Origin of the sequence: Pandoraea pneumonica, from assembly GCF_049918595.1 — a bacterium.
Taxonomy (GTDB): Bacteria; Pseudomonadota; Gammaproteobacteria; order Burkholderiales; family Burkholderiaceae; genus Pandoraea; species Pandoraea pneumonica_A.
Map to the genome: position 1 here is coordinate 1,080,643 of NZ_JBNCRZ010000001.1, position 21,991 is coordinate 1,102,633.

The window sequence follows — 21,991 nt, forward strand, 5'->3', positions numbered from 1 at the left end:
GCCTTGCGGTGACACGTAAGCGTCATCAACGTTCACGTACAAAAGGTCAGGAAAATCCGCGTTGGATATCGCTATCCAAATGAACCCGATGGGCTTATCGTCCCCCCGTGATCTTTCGCAACATGCATGACCAGGAACCTCACCCCTGCTGAGCGCGCGTAGTCGGGTTCAATAGCCTGCGCTAGTCGTGCCCTGATTTGTGCAGTGCTTCACTTAATGCCGCCACCTCCCGCGCAACGAATCGCCAGACCGGCGAGCCATCAACCGTTGGGCCCCGAACGGCTCGCAACTCGCCGGAGCGCAGTAGGGCATAGGCGCGCTTGCGCGAGACGCCCAATACCTGTCGCGCCTGCGTCAAGGTCATCCACTGTCCCATAGACTCGCGCAGCGCGTCCACGCTTCGTTTGCTCACGGTACCCCATGTCCTGCCGGCAGGCGATACACGCCATTGTCCTTCCAGGCTTCCATCCTCGATCAACGCCCGAATGGCTTCTCGCCGAATTTTGAGCGATCTGGCGGCGGCCGTGAGGGGCAGCCACCCGTGCTCACGCCGTGTGGCTAACGACATGCGGCGGTTGCGCTCAGTCAATTGCCCCACCCATTCCCGAGCGACAAACGCCTCGAACTCACTTCGAAGAAAATCAAACGGCGGAGCGCCGAAACGACGATACAACGCAGTATAAAAATATCCGAATCGGGCCGACATGCGGCTAAATGCGCCTGCAGGCGACCCTCGATGACCAATGTCGCGAAGCAAGCTGTGAAACCCTCGCGGCCAATCCAACAAAACCTGCCCGGCGCCATTTGCCACACAAGCGGCCACCGCGACTTCGTCAAGCCGTGCCATCTTGGTCGGCTTTGGCCCCTGCGGAGAAAAATACGCCCCGAATTGCGCACAGAGGGCGAGCAGATCGGTGAGCGAGAGCGCGCGAAGATCCGATTGCAAATACGCCGACGCGGCGACATTTTCCGGATTGAGGGCAGCGCTCAAGTAGGCCCCGACGCTCACCAACGCTTCGCTCGCCGGCTCCGGCCGCACCACGGCCAATGGCTGAGCACAGTCACACTCGAGAACGCGCCGACGCTTCCACGACAACGCGCGATGGCACCCAGGACACGCATCGCACAACAACACCCGGTGCGTCGGACACGCCACCATCAACGTCAGGTCCCATTGCGCACGCCAATACGGCACTTGCGCGAGGCACACCGGGCAGTAGCGTGGCCTTCGGCCGTTCCAGTACTGCGCGTCAACGCCCCCTGAGTCCGCAATTCGGAGGTTCCGAAAGTGAGTGACCGGCCCGCGGAGTGCTTGCAATCGCGGCTCGATAAGCAGCGACGCAAGCGTCGTGCGAGCGTCGCCGCGATCCGTTTTAGAGACCAATAAATCGAGGTCGAGCAATGAACCAAAACCATTACCCTCGGCGAGCCGAAGCAGGTAGCCGGTCATGCTTTCATCAGGCATTGGCGCAGGGCGAACAAGGAGCCTAGCCACCGTTTTGCCTCGCGAGCTCATCAAACGCTTTGCGACGGATAAAACAATCGTTCAGCTTTGCCGTGCCACGGGTGTTTCGGAACAGACGTATGCGCGCGGCGGCCACCGCCCTTAAAATTTGCAACAGCGAAACCTTCCTTCGCACCACCAACAGGCTAAGCGACACCTTATCGTCGAAGTGCGTCGTAACGGTGCTCGCGCTTGTCAGCCACGCGCGAAATCGCTCGACCTCGGTCGACAATATATGCTGTCTTTCCGCATCGGCTTGGAGGAAGCCGGCGTGGACAAGCACGACGCGTTGGACCGCGGTCGCGCCGATCAAGACTTCCACTTCCCGATTGTCATAAAGCACAATGTTTGCGGCGCGCACGCCCCGCACGAACAGCGGCAGTGGCAGAAAATTCCGCCCCTGATGCCCCTCGGATGAGCGCACGCGCGTGCCACGCGACAGATCAATACCGAGCTCCCCAGTATCCCCAAGCGCCAATCGGTTCGGATTGACGGCAACACCACATCCATCGCTATACACACTCAGCGCGTGACCGTAGCCCTCGATCAAGTTGATCATGAAGTGGGGGAGTGTGAGCACGCCGCTGCGGTGCATCAAAAATCGCGCGGGTAACTTGGTACGCAAGTTTTGCGATGCGATGAGTACCGCACCGCCCGGGTCGCACACGGCCTGCGTGCTCTGGTTCAACTCGTGCTCCGCATTCCTTGGCCACCGGGTGAACCACCTTGCCGCGAGCAAGGTCGCACGCTTTTCAGCATCCAGATTGGCTTTTCGCCGCGGACTGACGCGCGGTTGGCCATCGACAAAAATAGCGAAAAAGCTGGCAACGGCCAACCAGTCGATGGCACTCATTTGCCGGGCCTCCGGGCAAAAATGCTGCTCATCAACGAAGTCCCCCCGGTCCGCGCCCGAAAGGCAGGCGCAGATCAGCCGGCTGATGAGGACGGCCTCATGCGGGGCCGCAGTTGTCCGCGCTTGCCCGAGCTCGAACCCGCACACGCAGGCGGTCGGCCCGGGGCGATCCCACCCCACCAATGCACAGCAACGTTGACAACGCTCCAGCAGCCAGAGTCCGTGCGACTCACAAACGGCAACCGCACGAAAATTCCATAGCGCCTTGAATCGCCCATGCTCGCGCACGCAAACCGGACAATACGCCACGTGCGGATCGCGAAAGAAGTTGCGGCGCGCATATCCCATCGCACGCCCCGCAAAGCCGGAAATGCATCGATGACGCAGGCTAATCTGCCTCACGACAGATTCGTCGACGTCGAGTGCACGTGCCAACGCTGCCAGCTCGCTCGGGCGCTCAAGCACGGCGGTGAGATAGCGGACAAAGCCACCGAGCTCCGCCCTCCCGGCAAAGCCGTTCGCCTCGCCTAGGCGCAGAAGGTAACTCAGTACGTGCTCGTCGTGCGCCGGACGCGGCCGGCGCACAAAACACCGGTCGCCGAACTCAGAGAGCATAGCCACTGAAGGGCTCCCCACTGTGAGTGAGGTGGCGCATGACGAAGCGAGGATGAAACGGATTATTGCTCCCCCGGGCTTCAGGCCAAACGGACTCCACGAATGCACGCGCGAGCACTTCTCGGTCAATGTTTGGGCGTTTCTCGTCCAAAGCGATCTCTACGGCCGTGCTCACCAGCATCATGATGTAGCCAATCAGGCCATACGTCGCATAGTGAATTCGGTCGAGCATATCGCCATCGTCCACCAGCCCCGGTGCCGGCATCACCGGCACGTTCGCCCAGATGGAGCGCATCAAACCATCAAAGATACGCCTGGAGCGCTTCTCAGTATTCCCAAAAGGCTCGAGCGCGATGTGTCGCGAAAAACGCCGGCGTAGTTGCTCGTTACTCTGAAGAATGCGACGACACCGCCCCAGCCCCATGAGGACGAAGGGCACTTGGGTGATGTTCACCAGATGCTTTAGCCAGTCCGCAACCCGGGTCTCAATCTTTTCACTCGAGTGATCGATGAAATGCTGGAACTCATCAAGAACCACCAGTTCGACCTTGCAGTTCTTGAATAACGTCACAATGCGCGAGGTCATCGCTTCGGCAGACCCCCGGGTGAATAACGGATCGCCTAGCTCCCCAAGCACACGTTCAGCGACATTTTTTATTGTCGGCTGCGCCGGCAGCTCAAGATGCAACACGGGAATCTCCGTCCCCTCGGGGGTCTCCCGGCGAGGATGGTGCCGCGCGTATTCCTTGCGAAGGGTAGACTTGCCACTGCCCGAAACGCCGGTGATTAAGAGGCAACCGGGCTCCTCGAGCGCAAACTGCCCCATGCGGTGGCATCGTTGAATCGCCGCAATGCCTGCGGCAAATGCCGGGTATTCGATCAGTGTGCCTCGAACGCTCGCCACGATCTCTGTGATCCCAATCTCGCACGACGGCATCGGCGAGATTTCGCTCGAGCTCGCTGCGTGCGGCGGCGGCCCCCCTGCGCGAATGACGTGACTCATGACAAGTGCCTCCTGTGGGGTGCTGGACCGGCGACGGGAGGGTTCGCGCCGGCCCCCAGCGCTGGTGCCACCCCACTCGCACCGCGACGAACCGGATAAAGCGGAACCTCGTGATCGAGCGCAAGGTCTTTCGTCAGATCCTCGGGCGCAGGCGGCTCGTCGGGCTCGAGCGCCAGCGGCAGTTGTTGCGCTCGTGCCTCCGCCTGTTGGACCATAAGCTCGCGCTCATGCTTGGGCAGCGCCTTTCTCCGGTCGTTTCCCCGTAATGCACGGCCCACCTCCATGGCTTTTGCCGTGTCGGCGCGCAAGTCTGCTTTCGCGGCGAGCAAGGCATGTCGCATCGGCGAGCCCGTGTAGTCCCGGCGTGCCTTGGATAGGATCCATCGATGTTGCTCTACGGTGATGCCGTTGGCATAGTCTGGCCTGGTGGATCGCGCTTCAAGATAGCGTTTTGACTGATCATCAAAAACGAAGATGGCGCCCAAGTCATCAGGATCAGTCCGCACGGATACCTCAATGTTGCCGCACCGTCGCCGGAGCTCCTGCAGCGCTGCCGAGTTGTACTGTAAGGAATGGACTTCGATCCCGTTCTTCGTCAGGCGCCGTCGGCTGCAACTCCCAAGGTAAGCATTCACGACATCGGCGGATTTAGGCAGGCGGGGGGGAAACTTTTGTATGCCCTCATCCCACCTTTGGCGGGGTGTGCATTGAATTGTCCGATGGAAAGTCACCGAGTACACATCGACGATCCAGCGGTGAACAAGCTCCTGCAAAGACTCGAGCGTGAGCGCCGCAGTGGCGCCGGAGTCGTACGCGTGGCGCTTGTCGTACGTCGCGAATGTCGTTCCAGGCTGCAAGTGGACAAAACCATAGTTGAGCGTTTTCAAGAAGCGCTCGACACGGCCTTTCATCTGCGGCGATCGCGTCGGACAATAGACCACGTGCGTGCCAAGCTCAGCGCACGCCGCCTCCAAATCGTGGGCATGAAACTCGAGCCCGTTGTCGCACACCAGTTGATGGATGAGTCCGTGCGCGCTCCACTCACCGTTGACCTTGGGGAAGCGCTCCTTCATATAGACCTTGGGCAGGATCGCATGCTTCAGACATCGCAGGACCGAGCGCACGCTCGGGTTGCGAAATGAGATATGGATACCGACGATCATCCGCGAGTACCCATCGATCATCACCGTGATCCACGGTCGCCCCAGCAGCAGCCCGGTCTGCGCGTCAATAACTAGGACGTCTAACGGCGTATGATCGACCTCGACGCGCTCCAGCGGATACGTACACGCCGGGCCTTTTCCGTAGACACGAACCGCATCCTGCGCATATCGCTGCCCATAGCGGGCCTTGAGAATCGCATATCGGTCAATGCGGGAGAGCGCCTGGCGCAACATCCGAGGCGTCACGTCAGGAAGCGCCTGCGTGGGCGCCCGTCGTCGGTTCTCCTGCTCAATGCGCGACTGAATCCAGTCCCGCGTCTCTCGTAACGACTCGCGCTGCGGCGTGAGGTAGATCTTCTCAATCCCCTCGTCAATGAGCGCCGACAATGCCTCGGGCAACGAGGTCGGGCGCCGGCCCCGAAGTTCATGTTTGTCGATGAGCGAGCGCACATCAAACTTTGACCAGACCCACTTCGATCTCCAGCGGTAAAAGCTCGGCACCGATGGCGGCATGGCGCCTCCCGACTGCGCGCCAAGCCCCGTCCACACGCTTTGGAGCATTTGCGCCAGCACGCAGCGCGAGACGCCAAGACGGCCGTCGGGACAAATCGCGCTCAGGTATCGCCACTTTCGTAGCGCGCTTTGCTGGATCGCCAACGGAAAATCCGAGAGGCTGCGCTCAAGCGTCACCTCGCTCGCAACGCTGCCCACACCAGACGCGAGTTCGTCACGCGTGATGAATTTCAACCGCCCTTGTGCAAAGTGCTGGAGCAGGGTGTGCACCGGGTAGGTGGTGCGCTGTGCGTCTGTCGCGCTGACCACGTGAACCATCTCGCCAATCACGTGTTCAATGAGGAAAGTCGTTTCCTCGAGCGCGATCATCTCACCGACTTTAAAGGAATAGGGCTGCATCGTCGCGCTCCTCAAAGGCCCGCAAGCGTGTCGCGCCGGTGATTTCTTCGTCCAGCGAGCAAACGATTTCGCGTGAAGCCAGCCGGTGTAGTATCGCGCGCCCTGACGCCCCGGCACTCAGCACCTGCGCGATCGTGCGGTTCTCCAGGCTCGCAGGGGCTAGCGCATCCACCGTTCCATCCAACCACTGTTCGTAACGCATGCGAAGCAGATGCTTGACCTGCTGGAGCCGGACCGTGTTTCGTATTTGCCGATCACTCAGAATCACGAATTTGTCTTGCTGGTTACCGAGTACTTCGGCCAGTCGCGCGAACTTCTCTCGGTTCTCAGGCGCTTGCAGTATCTCCGCGGGCTTGACTTCGACCAGCCAGCGCTCGCCATTGGCCCAATCGACGGCAAAGTCCGGCGTGTACGTCCGTGAGTGCCCGTGCAACTGATAACGAATGGTTCTCGGCTGTTCGAGAAAACCGGTCACGCCACGCGCAAATTCGAACAGGTGCAAACAGTCAAACTCGAGCAGGCTCTCACATCGGATAAGCCGTTGATTTTTGGGTGAGAAGAATTTCGCCCGGAAGCCTCGGCCAGACGCGGTAACAGGATTGCGCGCCGGCGAGAGACGGGCAGCAGAACAGGCAAGTGTGTCGCGGCGATTGCCGCTCGCACGAGAGTCAATATCCATAGTCGCACCTACGACAGAATCCACGCACATCGCATGCGACGCGCGGACTTGTGGAAGACGAAACGCGGAATGAGCCCGTGCCTATGCCGGCCATGTCGTGTTCACGAACAGCCAGAAATATGTCGAAATTCAGGCAACAAAGTGGCCCAACGCGGACAGATATCGTTCGCGCGCTTTCCGTGTTTCAACCAAAAAGCGGCTTGACTGTCGCGGGGCTGCGAATGATACTAAGGGTGCCACCCGGGTTAGCATCGTTCGCTAGCTCGCGACGGGACAAGCCGCAAGGTTTGTCCCGTTTTTACATTGGCGCCTCCGCTTTGGTTCTGCGTTTGATACGAGACCGCTCGAAAGTCGGCTGCATGCGCAGCTCCTCATCGAGCCCCGCAATCTTGCGTATCGTCGCGATTTGTCCGGGCGACAACCTCCCCAGCTTGCGGGCAAGCTCCGCATACATCCGGTACTCGTCGGTGGGCAAGTCCGGAATCAATTGAATGCTCGTCGGCGAATCCGACATTTCCCGCGCTAAGCACGCAATCTCGTCAGGCGTCAGGCCAAGCGAGCTGGCAATGCGATCGAGGAATTCCTGGGACGGATTTTTGCGTCCAACTTCGACACTCGAGACGTGCGACGCGTCATACCCCAGCCTGGCGGCAAGCTCTTGCTGCCGCAGGCCCGCGCGCAATCGAAGCATCTTGAGGTGAATACCGATCGGCGTTGACATGGCGAAATGACGACAAACGGACACAAAGTATCCCAACGCTAGACCAAAATCATAGGCGCGTCAACGCATAAGCCATTGATTATAAATAGATATTTTTATTTCACCCTGACTTCCAACGTTGGAATTTCGTACGACGTCTGTGCCGGTGCCAACGGGGGCCTGGGCGCAGCTCGCTTGCGCGAGCGCCAACGGTGACGCGAGGTTGTAGGAATGAGATACCGCGCCACTGCGGCAGATGGGCCTCACGAAACCACGCCTGTTAGCGTCACGCCGACTCGTTGGGTGTTGCCAGCTCGACGGTGCGGTTGTTGCGCCCAGTTGCGTATCGGCGCAAGGGCGCGGCCTGAACCGACAGGCCAACCTTAAGACGTCATCGACAGAAACAGGTAGGCCGCGAACAGCGACAGATGCACGACACCGTGCAGCACTGTGGTGCGCCCGTATGGTCGAGCAGGATCCGTCCGATGGGGCGTCGCCTACCGAATCAACCACGGCCGGCGAGATCGCGCACGCTTACGAGTTTCCCGTGAGCGTGGCACTCGCTCACGTCGCAAAAGTGCTTCGCCGAAAGTCATGGGAAGCGGCGATTGCGCTCGGAGTGACGCCAGCGCAAGGCGAGCTGCTCGCCCGCCTATTCACCTCCCGTCGCCCGGTTCGTTTGGGCGAGCTTGCCAACTGGGCGCAACTGAGTGCGGCCACAGTCAGTGAATCGATTAACTTCATGGAAGCCAAGGGGTACGTTTGCAGAGTGACGGATCCCGAAGATCGACGAGCCGTCATGGTGGTACTCACGCGTAGCGGACGTAGTTTCGGTAAAGAAACTGCCAAGTGGGCGGGTTTTCTTGATACCGCGGCGAGTGAATTAAGCCCATCCGATCAACGCGGGTTGGCGCAAGGGCTCACCGCACTCATCGCAGTGCTCGTGGCGATGGACGGCTGACAACACACAAGCCCGAGAGCTCTGCGAGGACACCCACATCGAGCGCGAGCTAGCTTGGTCTGGCAAATCGGGGTTGCGGGCGATGTCCGTACTCCTCGGCGTGCCCCAATTCGTGATCGCTCTCACACGGGTCGTTGGCTCGATGATCCCCGTTTCTCAAGATCGCTGCGGCATTGATCATCGTACGTTTTGCATCGACTTTTGTATTCGTGCACCACAGGAATTCCAAGTCGCACCACGTACCGACTCACTCAATGCGGCAGCACGTTTCCTCACGCCCGTTGCAGCGACGAGCATTCGGCCACGATCGCGACACCGTTCGCCGCGCTGTTTGAAGCCTGTGTCAGTTGCCCCAAGCACTCGACGCGAAGCAGCCGTGTTTATCCTCAGACGCTCACCGCAGTCCGGACTAAAACCGGGAGGCGGGTCAGCATACCTTCGGAGATGAGGTCTGGAATGGCGCTATCCAAAAGCCTGAAAGAAAAAGCTTGCTGGGCCGTTATCTATCTAGCCGCAATTGCGATGTTGCCGTGGCCGTGTTTTATGATGTTTGGGGAGGAGTACTTCTCGCCAACATTTCTGATCGGCATCCCCGTCATACTCGCGATGGTCTACTATCTCTCCCGTCTTCACGACGGGCAAGCCGCGGGAGACAAACCCGCAGGCCCTGCGCTTGACGAACCGTCGCCAGAGCTAACGCTCGAAAACTCTGGCGCACCGCAGCGTTGTCCCAATCAGCCATACGAAGGGGCGGCCGTTGAGCAGGTCCGTCGCTCTCGGTAGGCATGGTCTTATTTGATATTAAAAAGGCATTTGTCTAGCGTGGTCGTCGATCATGGGCGTAGTTTCCCGGACACTCTCCTGATGCACCTTCATTCCGATGAAACCCATTGATATCGAAGCGTTGTACCGCGTTAGGGCACGTGTTCTGGCGAGAAAGCGTGAAGAGGACGGCGACGAGTACGATGATCGCTATGACGAGGTGATTGACGCGATTGACGCGCTGATGACCGAATGCAACCGCGAAGACCCCAATACCCTCGTGCGGGCCGTGCTCAATAAGCATGTCTGCGACGTGCTGGTAGCCGTCATAAACGGCGTGTTGAGTGGGGGGGAGCGAACCGACTTCTTCAGTGACGTTAATCACGACTTCCGGGCTCTGGTTGAACCGAAAGCATGACGACTCGCCACACGATGCCACGTCCATTACACACCTAGCTTGCAGGATCGCAGGTAACGAAGCGGGTGATACCGAGCACAGACACGCCAGGGCCAAGCGGTGAGGCATTGTGCGGGAATTGGAGAGGGCCGCGCAATACTATGGGTAAGCGCCGGCGCCTCCATGCCGAGTAGGAGCTGGCCCCACGTGCTCGCCAGCTCCCAAAACTCGAACCGCTTACTTAATTCCGGGAAATCTCATCAACTACGTGATCCCAGTATCACCGACTCGCTTCTAGTCTCACGAATTCGGTTTCCCCGCACGAGGCGTAGGGCGCCTTAGTTGATGAGACGTCTCGCACAATAAAATCAATGACTTACGAACAACCGCGCCACAAGCTCTTTGTCGAGACGGCGGAGTTGTTGCGACTGGTCTACTACCACGCCAAAGTAGTAGCATTTTGGTGCACCCCAATCGCCCCTGAGTTCTATGAACGGCTCGCGTGACCTCGGGATGCCAGCCTAGAGGCAACTCAAGAACGGCTCCAAGCGCGGAAAAATCTGCGAGAGTGGGACGCCGCGTCCCGTGAGCTGACTTCGACTTTCCCTCCTCCGACCCGCTGAAGTTGTCCCTGTGTGGAGAACGGCCATGCGATAAGATCGATCTGACCTGCCTGATTTCTTCGGGCCATTTCAATCTTGGAGAACGGCCTCGGTTGCTTCAGTTGAACAATACCGCTGCTTGAACTCGTTGGGCGTCAGATAGGCCAGGCTCGAATGCGGCCGGATGGCATTGTAGTGACGCCGCCACTGCTCGATAACAACCTTCGCTTCCGTGCGCGTTCGAAACCACTCAAGGCTCAGGCATTCATCTCGGAACTTGCCGTTGAAGCTCTCGTCCGCGCCGTTCTGCCAAGGTTTGCCGGGATCACTGAGCGCCATGTCCATGCCGTTTTGTGCCGCCCACTTCAGGATGGCCCGCGATACGAACTCCGGGCCGTTGTCCGAACGCAGGTAACGTGGCGCACCGTGCAAGCTGACCAGCCGTGACAACACTTCGATCACCCGCCCCGAGCGAATCGACCCTGCCACATCGATGGCCAGGCATTCGCGCGTGTATTCGTCGATCACGGTTAGACACTTCAACTGCTGGCCGTTGGCGCAGGCATCGAACACAAAGTCATAGGCCCAGACGTGCCGAGCCGTCGTGGCAGGCTGAGGCCGCGGGCGATGCACTGATACTCGCCGGCGTGGGCGTTTGCGAGGCACTTGCAAGCCCGCGAGACGCCACAGTCGCCAAGCCCGGTCGGCGCTCATCGGATGGCCTTGCCGATCCAGAAAAATCTGGATGCGGCGGTAACCGTAGCGCGGATATTGTGCCGATAAAACACACATCGCCGCCAGCACCGGCGCATCACGCCCAGCCAGCCTCGACTCGTAATTCAGGGCCGACCTCGCGACCGACATCAGCGCGCACGCTCGCCGCTCCGACAGACCACGCGCTTTCGCGTAGGCAACCTGCTGACGGCGAGCGGGCGCGCTCACCATTTTTTTGCGTTGATCTCCTTCATCACATCAAGTTCGAGATCACGCTCGGCCAGCATCTTCTTCAGTCGTGCGTTTTCCTGCTCGAGTTGCTTCAAGCGCTTCACATCCGCGGCGTCCATCCCGCCGAAATGCTGGCGCCAGTTGTAGATCGTCTGTTCGCTGATCCCGTGCTTCTTCGACACCTCGGCGACCGGCGCCTTGTCCGCCTCGCGCAGGATCGTGACCATTTGCTCTTCCGTAAACCGGCTCTTCTTCATGACTTCCTTTCTCCGTTGGAAGCCATTCTCTCAAGTTTCAACTGGTCCGAAAATCACCGGGCAGGTCAGATCGGTGCTGCTTGCGACAAAGCCTGCATCCCCTCATCACGGACGGCACGGCGACGGTCGGCCGCGTCTGCGCGGGTTCACCGATTTAGTTGGTAATCGCCGTCGTAATGCCAGCGCTCTTCGTCGAGAACATTACTGAGAGATCATCTCCGAAGCGCTGATGGCTTTGAAACTCCGTTGGAGTATATATTTGACGGATGCGGCGTGCCGACCGATTTCGGTTGCCGCGTCATGTGCCTTCTGAAGACAGCTCGTTTTGTGGTCAACCTGTTTTCCCTCGGCCGTGAGGTAAAGGACGTTCTGGACATTTCCCCAGAACATGTTCATCTCTCCGTAGAGCTTTTTGCAGACTGCAGATGCTTCAGGTGTGTAGAAATCGACAATCATTTGTAGCTCGTCGAATCGTTCGCACAATGCCATGTATTTGGTGTTGAAATCATCCACTGACATCGAGGCAGTCCATACGATATTGAACCCAGTCACCGAAAACTCTCGGTCAATGTGGCTTAGAAGTCGATGAGCGATGGATAACTGTATGGCGGCAGTTTCTCTGGACTTAACCATAAGATCGCTTCTCGTTTTTTCTTGAGCAAGCGTCAACTGAAACTGGTTGCTAAAGTGTTGATTACGCGTTTGGGTACGAGCGGTAATGGCAACACAAATGCACGTCGATATCGCGCCCACTAAACCGGCGAACGCAGTCACGTAAATTGGATCCATAAATCAGGAATTTGAATATGGCGAAGTCGGCCTTGATATGACCCCGCCCGAAGCTTGATGTCGACACGCCGTCGCCCGGATGTCCGTAGGCTCTATTCTTCGTTTGGGTCCACTTGCTCGATCGGAGCAACCAAACGACCGATGGCCTCGACAATGGTTCTGGAAATGACCATTGCATGGTTCGGCGCTTTCCGGTCAGAACGATCGACGAACATTGCGGTAAGTGTTTCGCAGCCGAGCAACCGGTACGGGAGGAAGATCCCCCTCTCAGAGAGAGTCGCTCCGCGCTCAAGGTCAATCGTGCAGGCATCCGCAGACAGTTAGGATACCTCACAACAACGGATGAAACGATAGTACGTTGCTCGGAAAATTTGATAGGCGCGGGCTGGATTTTTTCGGATAGACGTGCAACCTTAATTTCACCGGCAATACCCCCAATGATGAGAGCCATTTAACCAAGGGAATTCATACAATCTTGAGCGATCCACTTTCCCGCGCAGAACTGTACGAACTAGTATGGCGAGAGCCAATGCTTCGAATCGCCGAGAGATTCGGAGTCTCTTCGAGTTACATGGCCCGAGTTTGTACAGAGCTGCGTGTGCCACGACCGCCTCGCGGTTATTGGGCGAAGCTGGAGGTCGGAAAGGCTCCTCTGCGACCAGCACTCCCTGAAGCCAGGCCCGGCGATGTCACGGAGTGGAAGCCTGGCAGTGGAATTGGCACCACCGAGCGGGCCACCAAGAGAGCAGCTCAAACACCTCGTGTGCTCAATGACTCCCAGCCGGCAACAGGACCAGTCATTCGTCGCAAATCCCGCGGCCCGGTCCCCTCAAAGTCCGCCCACCCGCTAGTCGTCGGCATCAAACCATTCTTCGACAAAACCAGGGACAGCGAAACGGGCATATTGCGGCCATTCAAACGGTTGATGGCCGACCTAATTTCGTCGAGGGAGCTACTCGATACCAGCATCGATACCGCCGACAAGCTCTTCAACTCACTGACTTCCCGCGGTCACCGAGTGACAATCGCACCGGCCAGCGAGCGCATTCGGCGCGCTGAGGTCGATTTACGGGAGGTACCAAGAAAGGATCATTACCAGCAAGACCCATGGTCGCCTGAGCGCCCAACGGTCGTGTACATATCTGACGTTCCAATCGGCCTGACGCTCTTCGAGATGAGTGAAGTCGTTGAAATGCAGTACGTCGGCAATAGCCAGTATGTTCCTCTTAGTAGTGTCACGCCGACTCAACGCGAGAGGTTCAAGAGGCAAGGGTATTGGACAACAATGAAGGACGTCGCGTCGGGTCGACTTTGCCTGCAAGCGTATTGTCCATCGTGGCTAGTTGAGTGGACCAAGCACTGGCGCGAAGAAAAGCCAGGGCAACTCACATCGATGCTGCCCAACATCGTTTCCGCATTGGAGGCTGCAGGTCCCGCTTTGAGTTCGGAGCTGAACATCGCGAGACGTCAAGCCGAGGAGGAGCGCAAGCAGTGGGACGAAGAGATGCAGCGCCACCGGGAGGCGGAAGCACATGCCAGACAAGAGAAATGCCGTCAGGACGCGCGAGCTGACCTGCTGGCCGTCATTGCGGGCTGGGACGAGGCCAGACGGATTGAAGCGTTTTTCACCGAGGTTGAGAACGCAATTGATAGCCTAGACGAGGGCGAACGGCAAAAAATAATAGACCGCGTTTCGCTGGCAAAAAAACTGTTGGGTGACCCCCGCCCTCTTGAAAGGCTGCTGAGATGGAGGGCACCGCATGAGAGAAATTGACTCGCCCTTGGCTGCAAGTGACCGAAACACGTGGCCGGTATGGAATCGAGGAGTGCGGCGAGCGGATCTCGAGAACACTTAGCGCTCCGCTCCGTCCCGCCTTGAACGCTTGTAAGTCATGCTTCATGTCAGCCCCTCCCCCGTGATTCGTCCCCTCGCTAGCCGCCCACAATTCGACCATCGATCGCAAGGCACGCCTCAGAAATGAGCATTGCTCGGATTATGGGCAACGCATCCTCTTTTGGCAGTTTCATGTGCTTGACCTCAAACGGCGTGATGAGCTCAACCCCATCAAGCGGGGTAATCACGATCGTGATGTTCCACATCGACGGGTCTTCGTCGATTGAAATTTCCAATTCGCAGCCACGGTAAACTCTGCTGATTGCAGGCATGGCGCAGCTCCTCGACACAAAGTTTGAAACAGCAAAATAGTTCGCAACTCGAGGCCTAGTCTCTGATGCCATCCGCGACGGGGCACACGGAGGACATCATGAGAACAAGCCGACGCTGCATTTCCTGTGGCGCAGTTTTCACCCCGCGCCCAAACATACCCAATCAACGCTACTGCTCCTCCACTGCCTGCCAGCGCCAGCGGCGTTACGAGTGGCACAAGCGGAAGCTGCATACCGATTCAGACTATCTGGTCAATCAGCAACGCGCTCAGTCGGACTGGCAGGCCCGACACCCCGATTATTGGCGAAATTATCGCCAATCGCATCCCGAATATTGCCAACGTAACAGGGATCTTCAACGGATTCGGGACACAAAACACGCCCCATCCACTATTGCAAAAATGGACGCGTCGCCTGTTCCTGCCGAGCTACTGAAGGGCTTGTACCTGATCAAATTCGTTGGCACTTATGACCTTGCAAATATGGACGAACATCTCGTGAAAATAACCGCTGTTTCGAGCCTATGAAGAGTCAGGCCGGGCTTGCAAAGAGATGACTAGTAAATTTTCGTGTCGTCTCTGCTAATGTGGCTTCATAGCCGCTCGTCGTTAATCCCTTTGCATGAAGAACTACGAGCAATCGTTGCGTGGTCATGGTGTTGGAACCAACTCATGTCGTTCGATCGCGAAGCCCTAGCCGGGCCAACACCGGGAGATCAGTTGCGTGCCGCCGAGTACGTGCGCATGTCAACCGAGCACCAACAGTACTCGACGGAAAACCAACGCGCACGAATACGCGAATACGCATCTCAACGTGGGCTCGCGATCGTGCGAACCTATGCTGACGAGGGCAAGAGCGGTTTGAAGATCGACGGAAGACAAGGTCTGCAGGAACTAATCCGTGACGTCGAGAACGGGGTGTCGGACTTCGACACGATCCTCGTCTACGACGTTAGCCGTTGGGGACGATTTCAGGACTCGGACGAGAGCGCATATTACGAGTATCTCTGCCGTCGTGCAGGTATAAAAGTGTTGTACTGTGCCGAGCAATTCGAAAACGACGGCTCTCCCGTTTCCACGATCGTCAAAGGTGTGAAGCGTGCGATGGCAGGCGAGTATAGTCGCGAGCTCTCAGCCAAGGTTTTTGCGGGGCAATGTCGGCTGATCGAGCTAGGCTATCGTCAGGGCGGGCCCGCCGGTTTTGGCTTGCGACGTGTTCTGATCGACCAGCATGGTGTTATCAAAGCGCATCTCGAGCGAGGCGAACATAAAAGCCTGCAAACTGATCGCGTCATTCTCGTGCCTGGCCCAGAAAATGAGGTACGAATTGTCCAGCTCATTTACCAGTGGTTCATCGACGACTCATTGACGGAGTCCGAGATCGCTCAGCGTCTGAACACCATGCGCGTCTGCACCGATCTTGGACGCGACTGGACTCGATCGACGGTACGAGAAGTACTTACCAACGAGAAGTACATCGGTAACAACGTTTACAACCGAGTGTCGTTCAAGCTGAAGATGCTACGGATCGTGAATCCTCCGGACTTGTGGATAAAAAAGGAACACGCATTCGAAGCTGTGGTTCCGAGTGAAACGTTCTACACCGCGCAAGGCATCATGCGAGCCAGAGCTCGGAGATACTCAAGTGAAGAACTTATCGAGCGTCTCCGAAACCTGTATCAGAGCCGCGGATTCCTGTCCGGGGTCATAATTGATGAAACCGATGGCATGCCGTCTGCGTCGGTCTATGCGTATCGTTTTGGAAGTCTAATCCGCGCATATCAAGCCGTAGGATTTACCCCTGATCGCGACTATCGTTACATCGAGACCAATCGTTTTCTTCGAAAACTCCATCCTGAAATCGTCGCGATGACGGAAGGCAGAATCGCGGATCTCGGAGGCAGCGTCGAGCGGGACTTCGCCACTGACGTACTCACTGTCAATCGCGAATTTACTTGCTCAATTGTCTTGGCCCGCTGTCAGATCCAGCTCAACGGGCACCATTTCTGGAAGGTTCGCTTCGACGCCAGTTTGCTGCCCGACATAACTGTGGCCGTTCGGCTCGACCACGAAAATTCGACTGCACTTGACTACTACCTTCTTCCAAGGCTCGATTTTGGTATGCCGAAAATCAGTCTTCGGGACCGTAACGCCATGGAATTTGAGAGTTACCGTTTCGACTCGCTCGAATATCTCTACGGCATGGCACAGCGTGCTCGATTGCGGAGGGCCGCATGAACAATCCACAGCTGCGAATCATTCCAATCGATCGGATCGAGATACTGAATCCGCGTGATAGAAACAACCTGATTTTTGAAGATATCGTCGGGAATATTAAGAAAATCGGCCTAAAGAAACCCATCGTTGTTACACCAAGATCAGGCCCCGATGGAACCGAGAGATTTCTCCTTGTTTGCGGCGAAGGTCGTCTGAAGGCATTTACTTCACTCGGTGAGTCGACCATTCCGGCGTTGGTAGTGGATGTAAGCGATGAAGACGCGCTCATCATGAGCTTGGCGGAGAACATTGCGCGCCGCCAACATCGGCCCTTGGAACTGCTCGCTGGCATCAGGCAGCTCTCCGCCCAAGGCTACTCATCAAAAGAAATCGCTGAAAAGACTGGCTTGACGCAATGGTATGTTCGCGGGATTTTGAATCTGCTTAGTCATGGCGAAGAGCGGCTGTTGGTCGCGGTCGAACAAGGCCGAGTACCGTTGAACACGGCACTAGACATTGTGGGGGCAGGAGATAGCGATGAAGCAGTTCAAGAAGCGCTACAAACCGCCTACGAATCCGGAAAACTACGCGGCAGACAGCTCATTGACGCGCGGCGCGTTATTGAGCGTCGCAAGACACTGGGTCGATCAGCCAGCCGAAGCGCGCCGCGTGGCAATAGCAATGTCAGTGCTTCGAGCCTCGTTCGGAGTTACCAGCGCGAAGTTGAGCGACAACGGGCAATCGTGAGAAAAGCCGAGTTTACGCAACAACGCTTACTTTTCCTGGTGGGCGCTCTACGTCAGCTATTTTCCGACGAGAATTTCGTCAACCTACTGCGAGCGGAAGGTTTGGCTACATTACCCAAATATCTGGCCGATCGCGTCTGGCCGAGTGGGAGCACAGGATGAGTGGGGTACCTATCGGCTTCATACCCGAACCGATTTTGGTTCCAGTCGAAAATGTACTGCTGTCAAAGAAGCTGCAGGAACGAACCTCAACCTCTCGAAAATTCCAGCAGATTCTTGCCTCCATTCAGGAAGTTGGATTGATCGAGCCACTGTCGGTGACTCGGGCCGACGGTGCATCGAAGGACGTTTACGTGCTGCTCGACGGCCACCTGCGATTGCTCGCACTTCAGCAACTCAAGATCTCGCACGTCTTGTGTCTTGAGGCGACCGATGACGAAAGCTACACCTACAACAATAGACTGAACCGAGTTTCGACAATTCAGGAGCATCGCATGATATGCCGCGCTGTAGAGCGCGGCATATCACCCGAGCGGCTGGCAAAGGCGCTCGCAGTAGACGTCTCATTGATACGACGCAAGATTCGTCTGCTCGACGGATTATGCCCGGAAGCCATCGAGCTGCTGAAGGATCGAGAGTTCTCGCCTGAAATATCCCGTGTTCTGCGAAAGATGAAACCGACACGGCAGATCGAATGCGTCGAGCTCATGAGCTCCGTCAATAACATCACGGTTCCATATGTCGAGGCGCTTTTCGTGGCGACACCGGCCAACCTGCTCGTCGGAGAGAAGAAGCCGACGAAGCTCACAGGAGTCACCGTGGAGCAAATGGCGATCATGGAGCATGAGATGGGAAATCTTCAAACCCAATACAAGCTCGTCGAACAGACATATGGGCAAGATGTTCTGAATCTTGTAATTGCCAAGGGTTATCTTGCGAAGTTGATGGAGAACGATACCGTAAGGAAATTCATCGATCGCTATCAACCAGACATAATTCCCGAATTTGAGTCGATCATCGCAACAGTTTCCCTTGATCAATCTCAATCGGCATCCCCGACTTAGCGTGCCGAGCGGCTTCCGCACGTTTCAGGTCCCAGTTTCTAGCACTGGTTTTGCATGTCTAGCAGAACCTGCTGACCTGCTTGATTTGTTTGATCGAGTGTCTTCGCTTTTGCCAAGTTCAAAGCTGTCCCGCCTGGTGGATGCCGCGCGAAATATCTTCGCTGCACCCTAGCGTCATTTTTTACTTACACTTCGACAATTAAGCCGGGATCGAACTGCGGATTTAGGTGTCGCGGCGAGTACCCGCGCGGATTACAAATGACGCGCGTCCCGAGTCCCGCGACATCATCCTTCGGGGACTCGATGTAGTCGAAGCTCGTATGCATATGCCCGTGAATCCATAGGTCGACGGCGGGCCCCATCAGCTCAGACAAATTCGAGGCGTATGCAGGTGTCAGTGAGTCTCCATCGTACTCAGGGTCAACCGACTGAATCGATGGCGCGTGGTGGCTGACGACAACAGTCTTTCCGTCAAACGGTTCGGCCAATTTGTTGCGCAGCCATGCGCGCGAGACTTCGTGGCGGCGAACAGTGTCTATCGGATATAGCTTTCGAAACGTAGAGGTCGCTCGAATCAAGCGGAAGTCGCTCATCGAACTTTGAGCGTCGCGCATGCTAACCCCGGGTGACACTTCTCCCTCGTATAGCTTGAAGTCGGTCCACAGCGTGCAACCAAGGAACCTGATGCCATCCAACACCAGCTCGTCATCTTCCATGACCTTCACGTTCGTCCCGACAGCCGCCGCACGTAGTTTTTCCAGGGCACCATCAAAATGCCCGCCATAAAACTCGTGATTCCCAGCCACCAAGACGACTGGCTTCGAGGAAGCGCTGGTCAGTTTAAGAGCCCACTTCACACTTCGATCTTTCGTGTGAATGTCGCCAGCCAGAATGACAACGTCAGCTCGATCTAGCGCCTGTGCATCGACTTCGAATGGCTCGAATTCGTTGTGCAAATCAGAAAGTATCAGCAATTTCATGGCTACATTTCCAGAAAATTCAGTTAAGTATCGTTAGCAGCCGAGCGGGCGGCGAACACGTTTGTGTCCGACCTGTCTCGCGCTCTCAGGAACTGTTAGTTCGAATCCAGTACTGCCGTCCACCGTCAACCAATGGCCCGGAAACGACTTCGATACCGTTCTCACGAGCCCAACACAGCGCGGTGCGGGACGAAACGCCTTGCGATCGGGCAACGTGGACTAGTGGCTGGAAGCGATGTCTGAATCGCTCAAGCTCCTCAACACTGACCGTACGTGCAGCGCGTGTTCGTAACCTCCCGGTCTGGCAGCGCACTAACCCCACGTTAACAAGGTGATACATCACCTCCTGTTTCACTCCAATGCGCCGAGCCGCCTCAACAATGGATATCTGATCACACACCGTCACTGCACCAAGAGAACTTTCGAGCACGTCGCTCCGCTCAACAGCGAAGTCTCCCAGAACGGTGCCCGTAGCAAAGAGCCGAATGGCGCCGGACGTCAGCTTCGCAAAAAACACTTCGGACGCATGTGTGGGGACGTATCGTCGAAGCGCTTCTCCCAAACGTACGGGATCGGCAAGCTCATTGTTCTCGGTGGTTACAGATGCGATACGACTCACCATGCGATCTAGGGAGTCCTTGCGTATGCGGCCTTCTACGCCATCGATCAGCCCCAACCTCACCAGCTCGCGAATGCGCGTCGAGGAAAGCCCAATGTATCGAGCCGCAGCCTTTTCAGAAAGCAAAGAACGCTGCACTTGCCGCATCCGTTGAAGGCTGGCGTCATCGACGACAAATTTGCGGCGCCCAGCTTTGGTCCGTCTCACCGGCACCACCTCACCAGTTTGCCTAACAATTCTGGCAATCGAGGAGCTGCGCGGCATCTCTCCGCAACGCAGGTCCGGGGACGATATTCTGTCTTTCCTTTCCCACAGCAACGCGTCTCCGTTGGACACAGCGTATTCGACGTAGTCGTTCAGCAGTTCCAACAGCCAACGTCTCGCCCCGACGGCCAATTGCTTACGCAACATTGCGAGCAAGTGGGGAAAAGCGTCCGACAAAAGTGGAACGCACACTGAAACTGCCTGTGGCACTCGTAAACGATCCATCAGCTCAAAGCAAGCTATGCGGTCTATGACGAGCGGTGCCCCCGCCGTTATGACATTTCTCTCCATATCTTCAGACCTACGTGACGCTCGCTTTTGCGGCTTCCCCCGCAGTCCGAAGAGTGACAATGCGCCGAGAAAGCGCGCGAGCTCCCATCGGTCTGTCACGGACATAGTGCGAGCGTCGCCTTCGGATAAGTCATCGATCAAGCATTCCACGTCCTGCGAAAGTCGCTCGAATTGCCCGATCGCTAGTGACGCGCCGCAAATGCACGTCGAAAGTCGTGCCTGCTTCCAGCGCAAGGCACGACGACATCCCGCGCAGATCGACGTTAGCCAACAACGATGCTCAAAGCACGCTGCTGGCCCGGAAATCCAATCCTCTTTCCAGTATCCGGCGGCATCAACCAGGCAAAGAGGGCACCATCGTGCAGCGCCATGCATCTTCGGCAATCCACTTTCGAAGGGCGACATCCAACCGGGGTCAGCCAGCCCGTTGGACCACGCCGCTCTCAATCGATAGCCGAGATAGCTTTCGTCCGGATAGGCGGACGGGCGAACCAGGAAGCGGTCCTGGAACAACCGCATCCCCAGCGCCCGCCAGTCGGTAACGTTGGTGAAGGAAGGCTTCATTGCGGCAGTAAGGAAAGCTGGCCGTGAGTAACGTGCCGCTTGCGCGTTCGCCCGCCTTCGACCCGGCGCAACTCCCGCAAACGTCTAACCGCCGTTTCGTCGACGAAGTACGCCGACAAACCGGGGCAGTCCAATTTCCGAAAGACAGGAAGATTCCCGTTGAATACTTCCCTCACAATTTTCAGCGATAGCGCCCTGGTGCCCCCACGCCACGCCATCCAATCTCCGAATAGGGAATATGTGCGCTCGGCGTCGCCCGGGTGCGGGCGCGCCACCTCCTCCAAGCGCTGACAGATCCTGACCAGATCAGCCCTCCGGTAGTATGTGGAGTCCTCCACCACGATAGGGCGCAGGATGTCCATACTTCGCAGCGCGACGTACGCTCGGTAGTCGACGTGAAGCTCGCGAGGAACCCTGCCCGGAGTTACAAGAGACGCATACCACCGACGGCATTCTTGTACCGCAGCCCTTGGCAAATAGGTATATCGTCGAATTCCATTGAGGACGGTGCGCGAACCCTGACACACGTTATGGTGAATTAGATGTCGCAACATCTCAGATGGGCATCCGATAATAGCCACTGCGGATTCGAAACTGATATAGCCGTCTGGGATGTCGCGAGCCGGATGGAGTGCGGTACGCGTGGGAGTGCGAGGCGCTAGGTACCCACCCATGAAGAATTCTTGCCGCAGCTCTGCGATGGGCAGCGTAGATAGGCAAGTGGGGCGCATCGCTTCGTCAAGAAGCATCCGGCGTAGTCTCGCAAGCACCGCGTTTCGGTGCGAGGGACGTTCAATATGGATCAAGAATTGCCGAAGACCTTCTTGGTTTGGTTCTATCGGAAGCTGAAAGCGATCCGCGAGCTCCGCGATATGAGCAGAGCGGGGAGCCTGAAACGTCTCCGATCTAGCCTCCTCGCATGTGGTCGCGATCGCGTCC

Annotated in this window: 17 protein-coding genes; 6 read left to right on the forward strand and 11 right to left on the reverse strand. The window is 57.2% G+C overall.

Translation table 11 applies throughout. The annotated features are described in order from the left end of the window. Nucleotides 1–181 precede the first annotated feature (181 nt). The 6 genes from ACPWR9_RS05025 to ACPWR9_RS05050 all read right to left on the reverse strand — a co-directional run bounded on the left by ACPWR9_RS05025 (nt 182) and on the right by ACPWR9_RS05050 (nt 7,450). Nucleotides 182–1,516: a TniQ family protein gene (locus tag ACPWR9_RS05025; RefSeq protein ID WP_426296202.1), complete on the reverse strand. Its 1,335-nt coding sequence runs from the start codon at nt 1,514–1,516 to the stop codon at nt 182–184. Further along, complete coding sequence (locus ACPWR9_RS05030) at nt 1,488–2,972, reverse strand: TniQ family protein (RefSeq protein ID WP_426296617.1); 1,485 nt, start codon at nt 2,970–2,972, stop codon at nt 1,488–1,490. Before ACPWR9_RS05030 ends, ACPWR9_RS05025 begins: the two co-directional genes overlap by 29 nt. Beyond that, complete coding sequence (locus ACPWR9_RS05035; RefSeq protein WP_426296201.1) at nt 2,962–3,975, reverse strand: TniB family NTP-binding protein; 1,014 nt, start codon at nt 3,973–3,975, stop codon at nt 2,962–2,964. Before ACPWR9_RS05035 ends, ACPWR9_RS05030 begins: the two co-directional genes overlap by 11 nt. Continuing rightward, nucleotides 3,972–6,050, reverse strand: a complete 2,079-nt coding sequence (locus ACPWR9_RS05040; RefSeq protein WP_426296200.1) for a Mu transposase C-terminal domain-containing protein — start codon at nt 6,048–6,050, stop codon at nt 3,972–3,974. The genes ACPWR9_RS05035 and ACPWR9_RS05040 overlap by 4 nt, the downstream gene beginning before the upstream one ends. Continuing rightward, on the reverse strand, nt 6,031–6,552 hold the full coding sequence (locus tag ACPWR9_RS05045; protein ID WP_426296199.1) for a Tn7 transposase TnsA N-terminal domain-containing protein: 522 nt from the start codon (nt 6,550–6,552) through the stop codon (nt 6,031–6,033). The genes ACPWR9_RS05040 and ACPWR9_RS05045 overlap by 20 nt, the downstream gene beginning before the upstream one ends. Before the next feature lie 475 nt (nt 6,553–7,027). Beyond that, nucleotides 7,028–7,450: a helix-turn-helix transcriptional regulator gene (locus ACPWR9_RS05050; protein WP_426296198.1), complete on the reverse strand. Its 423-nt coding sequence runs from the start codon at nt 7,448–7,450 to the stop codon at nt 7,028–7,030. Between the two features lie 442 nt (nt 7,451–7,892). Here ACPWR9_RS05050 and ACPWR9_RS05055 point away from each other — a divergent pair, with 442 nt between their 5' ends. Both ACPWR9_RS05055 and ACPWR9_RS05060 read left to right on the forward strand, forming a co-directional pair. After that, nucleotides 7,893–8,390 (forward strand): MarR family winged helix-turn-helix transcriptional regulator, encoded by a 498-nt coding sequence (locus ACPWR9_RS05055; protein WP_426296197.1) that lies wholly within the window; start codon nt 7,893–7,895, stop codon nt 8,388–8,390. An 880-nt stretch (nt 8,391–9,270) separates the two neighbouring features. Continuing rightward, nucleotides 9,271–9,570 (forward strand): hypothetical protein, encoded by a 300-nt coding sequence (locus tag ACPWR9_RS05060; protein ID WP_426296196.1) that lies wholly within the window; start codon nt 9,271–9,273, stop codon nt 9,568–9,570. 671 nt (nt 9,571–10,241) lie between these two features. On the opposite strand, the gene ACPWR9_RS05065 is transcribed toward ACPWR9_RS05060, so the two are convergent. Together ACPWR9_RS05065 and ACPWR9_RS05070 are read right to left on the reverse strand one after the other, a co-directional pair. Beyond that, nucleotides 10,242–11,353 (reverse strand): IS3 family transposase gene (locus ACPWR9_RS05065; protein ID WP_085970346.1). Its coding sequence is split into 2 segments (ribosomal slippage): nt 10,242–11,095 and nt 11,095–11,353, totalling 1,113 coding nucleotides; the frame shifts between segments, so codons are not numbered across the junction. Between the two features lie 201 nt (nt 11,354–11,554). Continuing rightward, the gene (locus ACPWR9_RS05070) at nt 11,555–12,127 is read right to left on the reverse strand and encodes a hypothetical protein (protein WP_426296194.1); all 573 of its coding nucleotides are present in this window, start codon (nt 12,125–12,127) and stop codon (nt 11,555–11,557) included. Nucleotides 12,128–13,067: 940 nt separating this feature from the next. On the opposite strand from ACPWR9_RS05070, the gene ACPWR9_RS05075 reads away from it, so the two are divergent. Then, a complete protein-coding gene (locus tag ACPWR9_RS05075) occupies nt 13,068–13,916 on the forward strand; it encodes a hypothetical protein (protein ID WP_426296193.1) in 849 nt (282 codons plus the stop codon). 158 nt (nt 13,917–14,074) lie between these two features. Here ACPWR9_RS05075 and ACPWR9_RS05080 read toward each other — a convergent pair whose 3' ends face one another. Then, nucleotides 14,075–14,308 carry a hypothetical protein gene (locus ACPWR9_RS05080; protein WP_150660774.1) on the reverse strand — a complete coding sequence of 78 codons (234 nt, stop codon included), beginning with the start codon at nt 14,306–14,308 and terminating at the stop codon, nt 14,075–14,077. Nucleotides 14,309–14,979: 671 nt separating this feature from the next. Here ACPWR9_RS05080 and ACPWR9_RS05085 point away from each other — a divergent pair. The 3 genes from ACPWR9_RS05085 to ACPWR9_RS05095 are packed head-to-tail and all read left to right on the forward strand — an operon-like array spanning nt 14,980 to nt 18,334. Continuing rightward, nucleotides 14,980–16,545: a recombinase family protein gene (locus ACPWR9_RS05085; protein WP_426296192.1), complete on the forward strand. Its 1,566-nt coding sequence runs from the start codon at nt 14,980–14,982 to the stop codon at nt 16,543–16,545. Then, nucleotides 16,542–17,432: a plasmid partitioning protein RepB C-terminal domain-containing protein gene (locus ACPWR9_RS05090; protein WP_150660772.1), complete on the forward strand. Its 891-nt coding sequence runs from the start codon at nt 16,542–16,544 to the stop codon at nt 17,430–17,432. The genes ACPWR9_RS05085 and ACPWR9_RS05090 overlap by 4 nt, the downstream gene beginning before the upstream one ends. After that, a complete protein-coding gene (locus ACPWR9_RS05095) occupies nt 17,429–18,334 on the forward strand; it encodes a plasmid partitioning protein RepB C-terminal domain-containing protein (protein WP_322881109.1) in 906 nt (301 codons plus the stop codon). Before ACPWR9_RS05090 ends, ACPWR9_RS05095 begins: the two co-directional genes overlap by 4 nt. A gap of 185 nt (nt 18,335–18,519) precedes the next feature. Here the strand turns inward: ACPWR9_RS05095 and ACPWR9_RS05100 are convergent, their stop codons facing one another. After that, a complete protein-coding gene (locus ACPWR9_RS05100; RefSeq protein ID WP_426296191.1) occupies nt 18,520–19,314 on the reverse strand; it encodes a metallophosphoesterase in 795 nt (264 codons plus the stop codon). A gap of 85 nt (nt 19,315–19,399) precedes the next feature. Then, complete coding sequence (locus tag ACPWR9_RS05105; protein ID WP_426296190.1) at nt 19,400–21,052, reverse strand: hypothetical protein; 1,653 nt, start codon at nt 21,050–21,052, stop codon at nt 19,400–19,402. Nucleotides 21,053–21,991 lie beyond the last annotated feature (939 nt).

Bases quoted from the DNA above. Each gene is read 5' to 3' on its own strand.
- ACPWR9_RS05030 (WP_426296617.1), bottom strand. From the start codon at position 2,972: ATGCTCTCTGAGTTCGGCGACCGGTGTTTTGTGCGCCGGCCGCGTCCG.
- ACPWR9_RS05075 (WP_426296193.1), top strand. From the start codon at position 13,068: ATGGCCGACCTAATTTCGTCGAGGGAGCTACTCGATACCAGCATCGAT.
- ACPWR9_RS05040 (WP_426296200.1), bottom strand. From the start codon at position 6,050: ATGCAGCCCTATTCCTTTAAAGTCGGTGAGATGATCGCGCTCGAGGAA.
- ACPWR9_RS05025 (WP_426296202.1), bottom strand. From the start codon at position 1,516: ATGAGCTCGCGAGGCAAAACGGTGGCTAGGCTCCTTGTTCGCCCTGCG.
- ACPWR9_RS05055 (WP_426296197.1), top strand. From the start codon at position 7,893: ATGGTCGAGCAGGATCCGTCCGATGGGGCGTCGCCTACCGAATCAACC.
- ACPWR9_RS05105 (WP_426296190.1), bottom strand. From the start codon at position 21,052: ATGAAGCCTTCCTTCACCAACGTTACCGACTGGCGGGCGCTGGGGATG.
- ACPWR9_RS05090 (WP_150660772.1), top strand. From the start codon at position 16,542: ATGAACAATCCACAGCTGCGAATCATTCCAATCGATCGGATCGAGATA.
- ACPWR9_RS05050 (WP_426296198.1), bottom strand. From the start codon at position 7,450: ATGTCAACGCCGATCGGTATTCACCTCAAGATGCTTCGATTGCGCGCG.
- ACPWR9_RS05080 (WP_150660774.1), bottom strand. From the start codon at position 14,308: ATGCCTGCAATCAGCAGAGTTTACCGTGGCTGCGAATTGGAAATTTCA.
- ACPWR9_RS05085 (WP_426296192.1), top strand. From the start codon at position 14,980: ATGTCGTTCGATCGCGAAGCCCTAGCCGGGCCAACACCGGGAGATCAG.
- ACPWR9_RS05095 (WP_322881109.1), top strand. From the start codon at position 17,429: ATGAGTGGGGTACCTATCGGCTTCATACCCGAACCGATTTTGGTTCCA.
- ACPWR9_RS05060 (WP_426296196.1), top strand. From the start codon at position 9,271: ATGAAACCCATTGATATCGAAGCGTTGTACCGCGTTAGGGCACGTGTT.
- ACPWR9_RS05100 (WP_426296191.1), bottom strand. From the start codon at position 19,314: ATGAAATTGCTGATACTTTCTGATTTGCACAACGAATTCGAGCCATTC.
- ACPWR9_RS05035 (WP_426296201.1), bottom strand. From the start codon at position 3,975: ATGAGTCACGTCATTCGCGCAGGGGGGCCGCCGCCGCACGCAGCGAGC.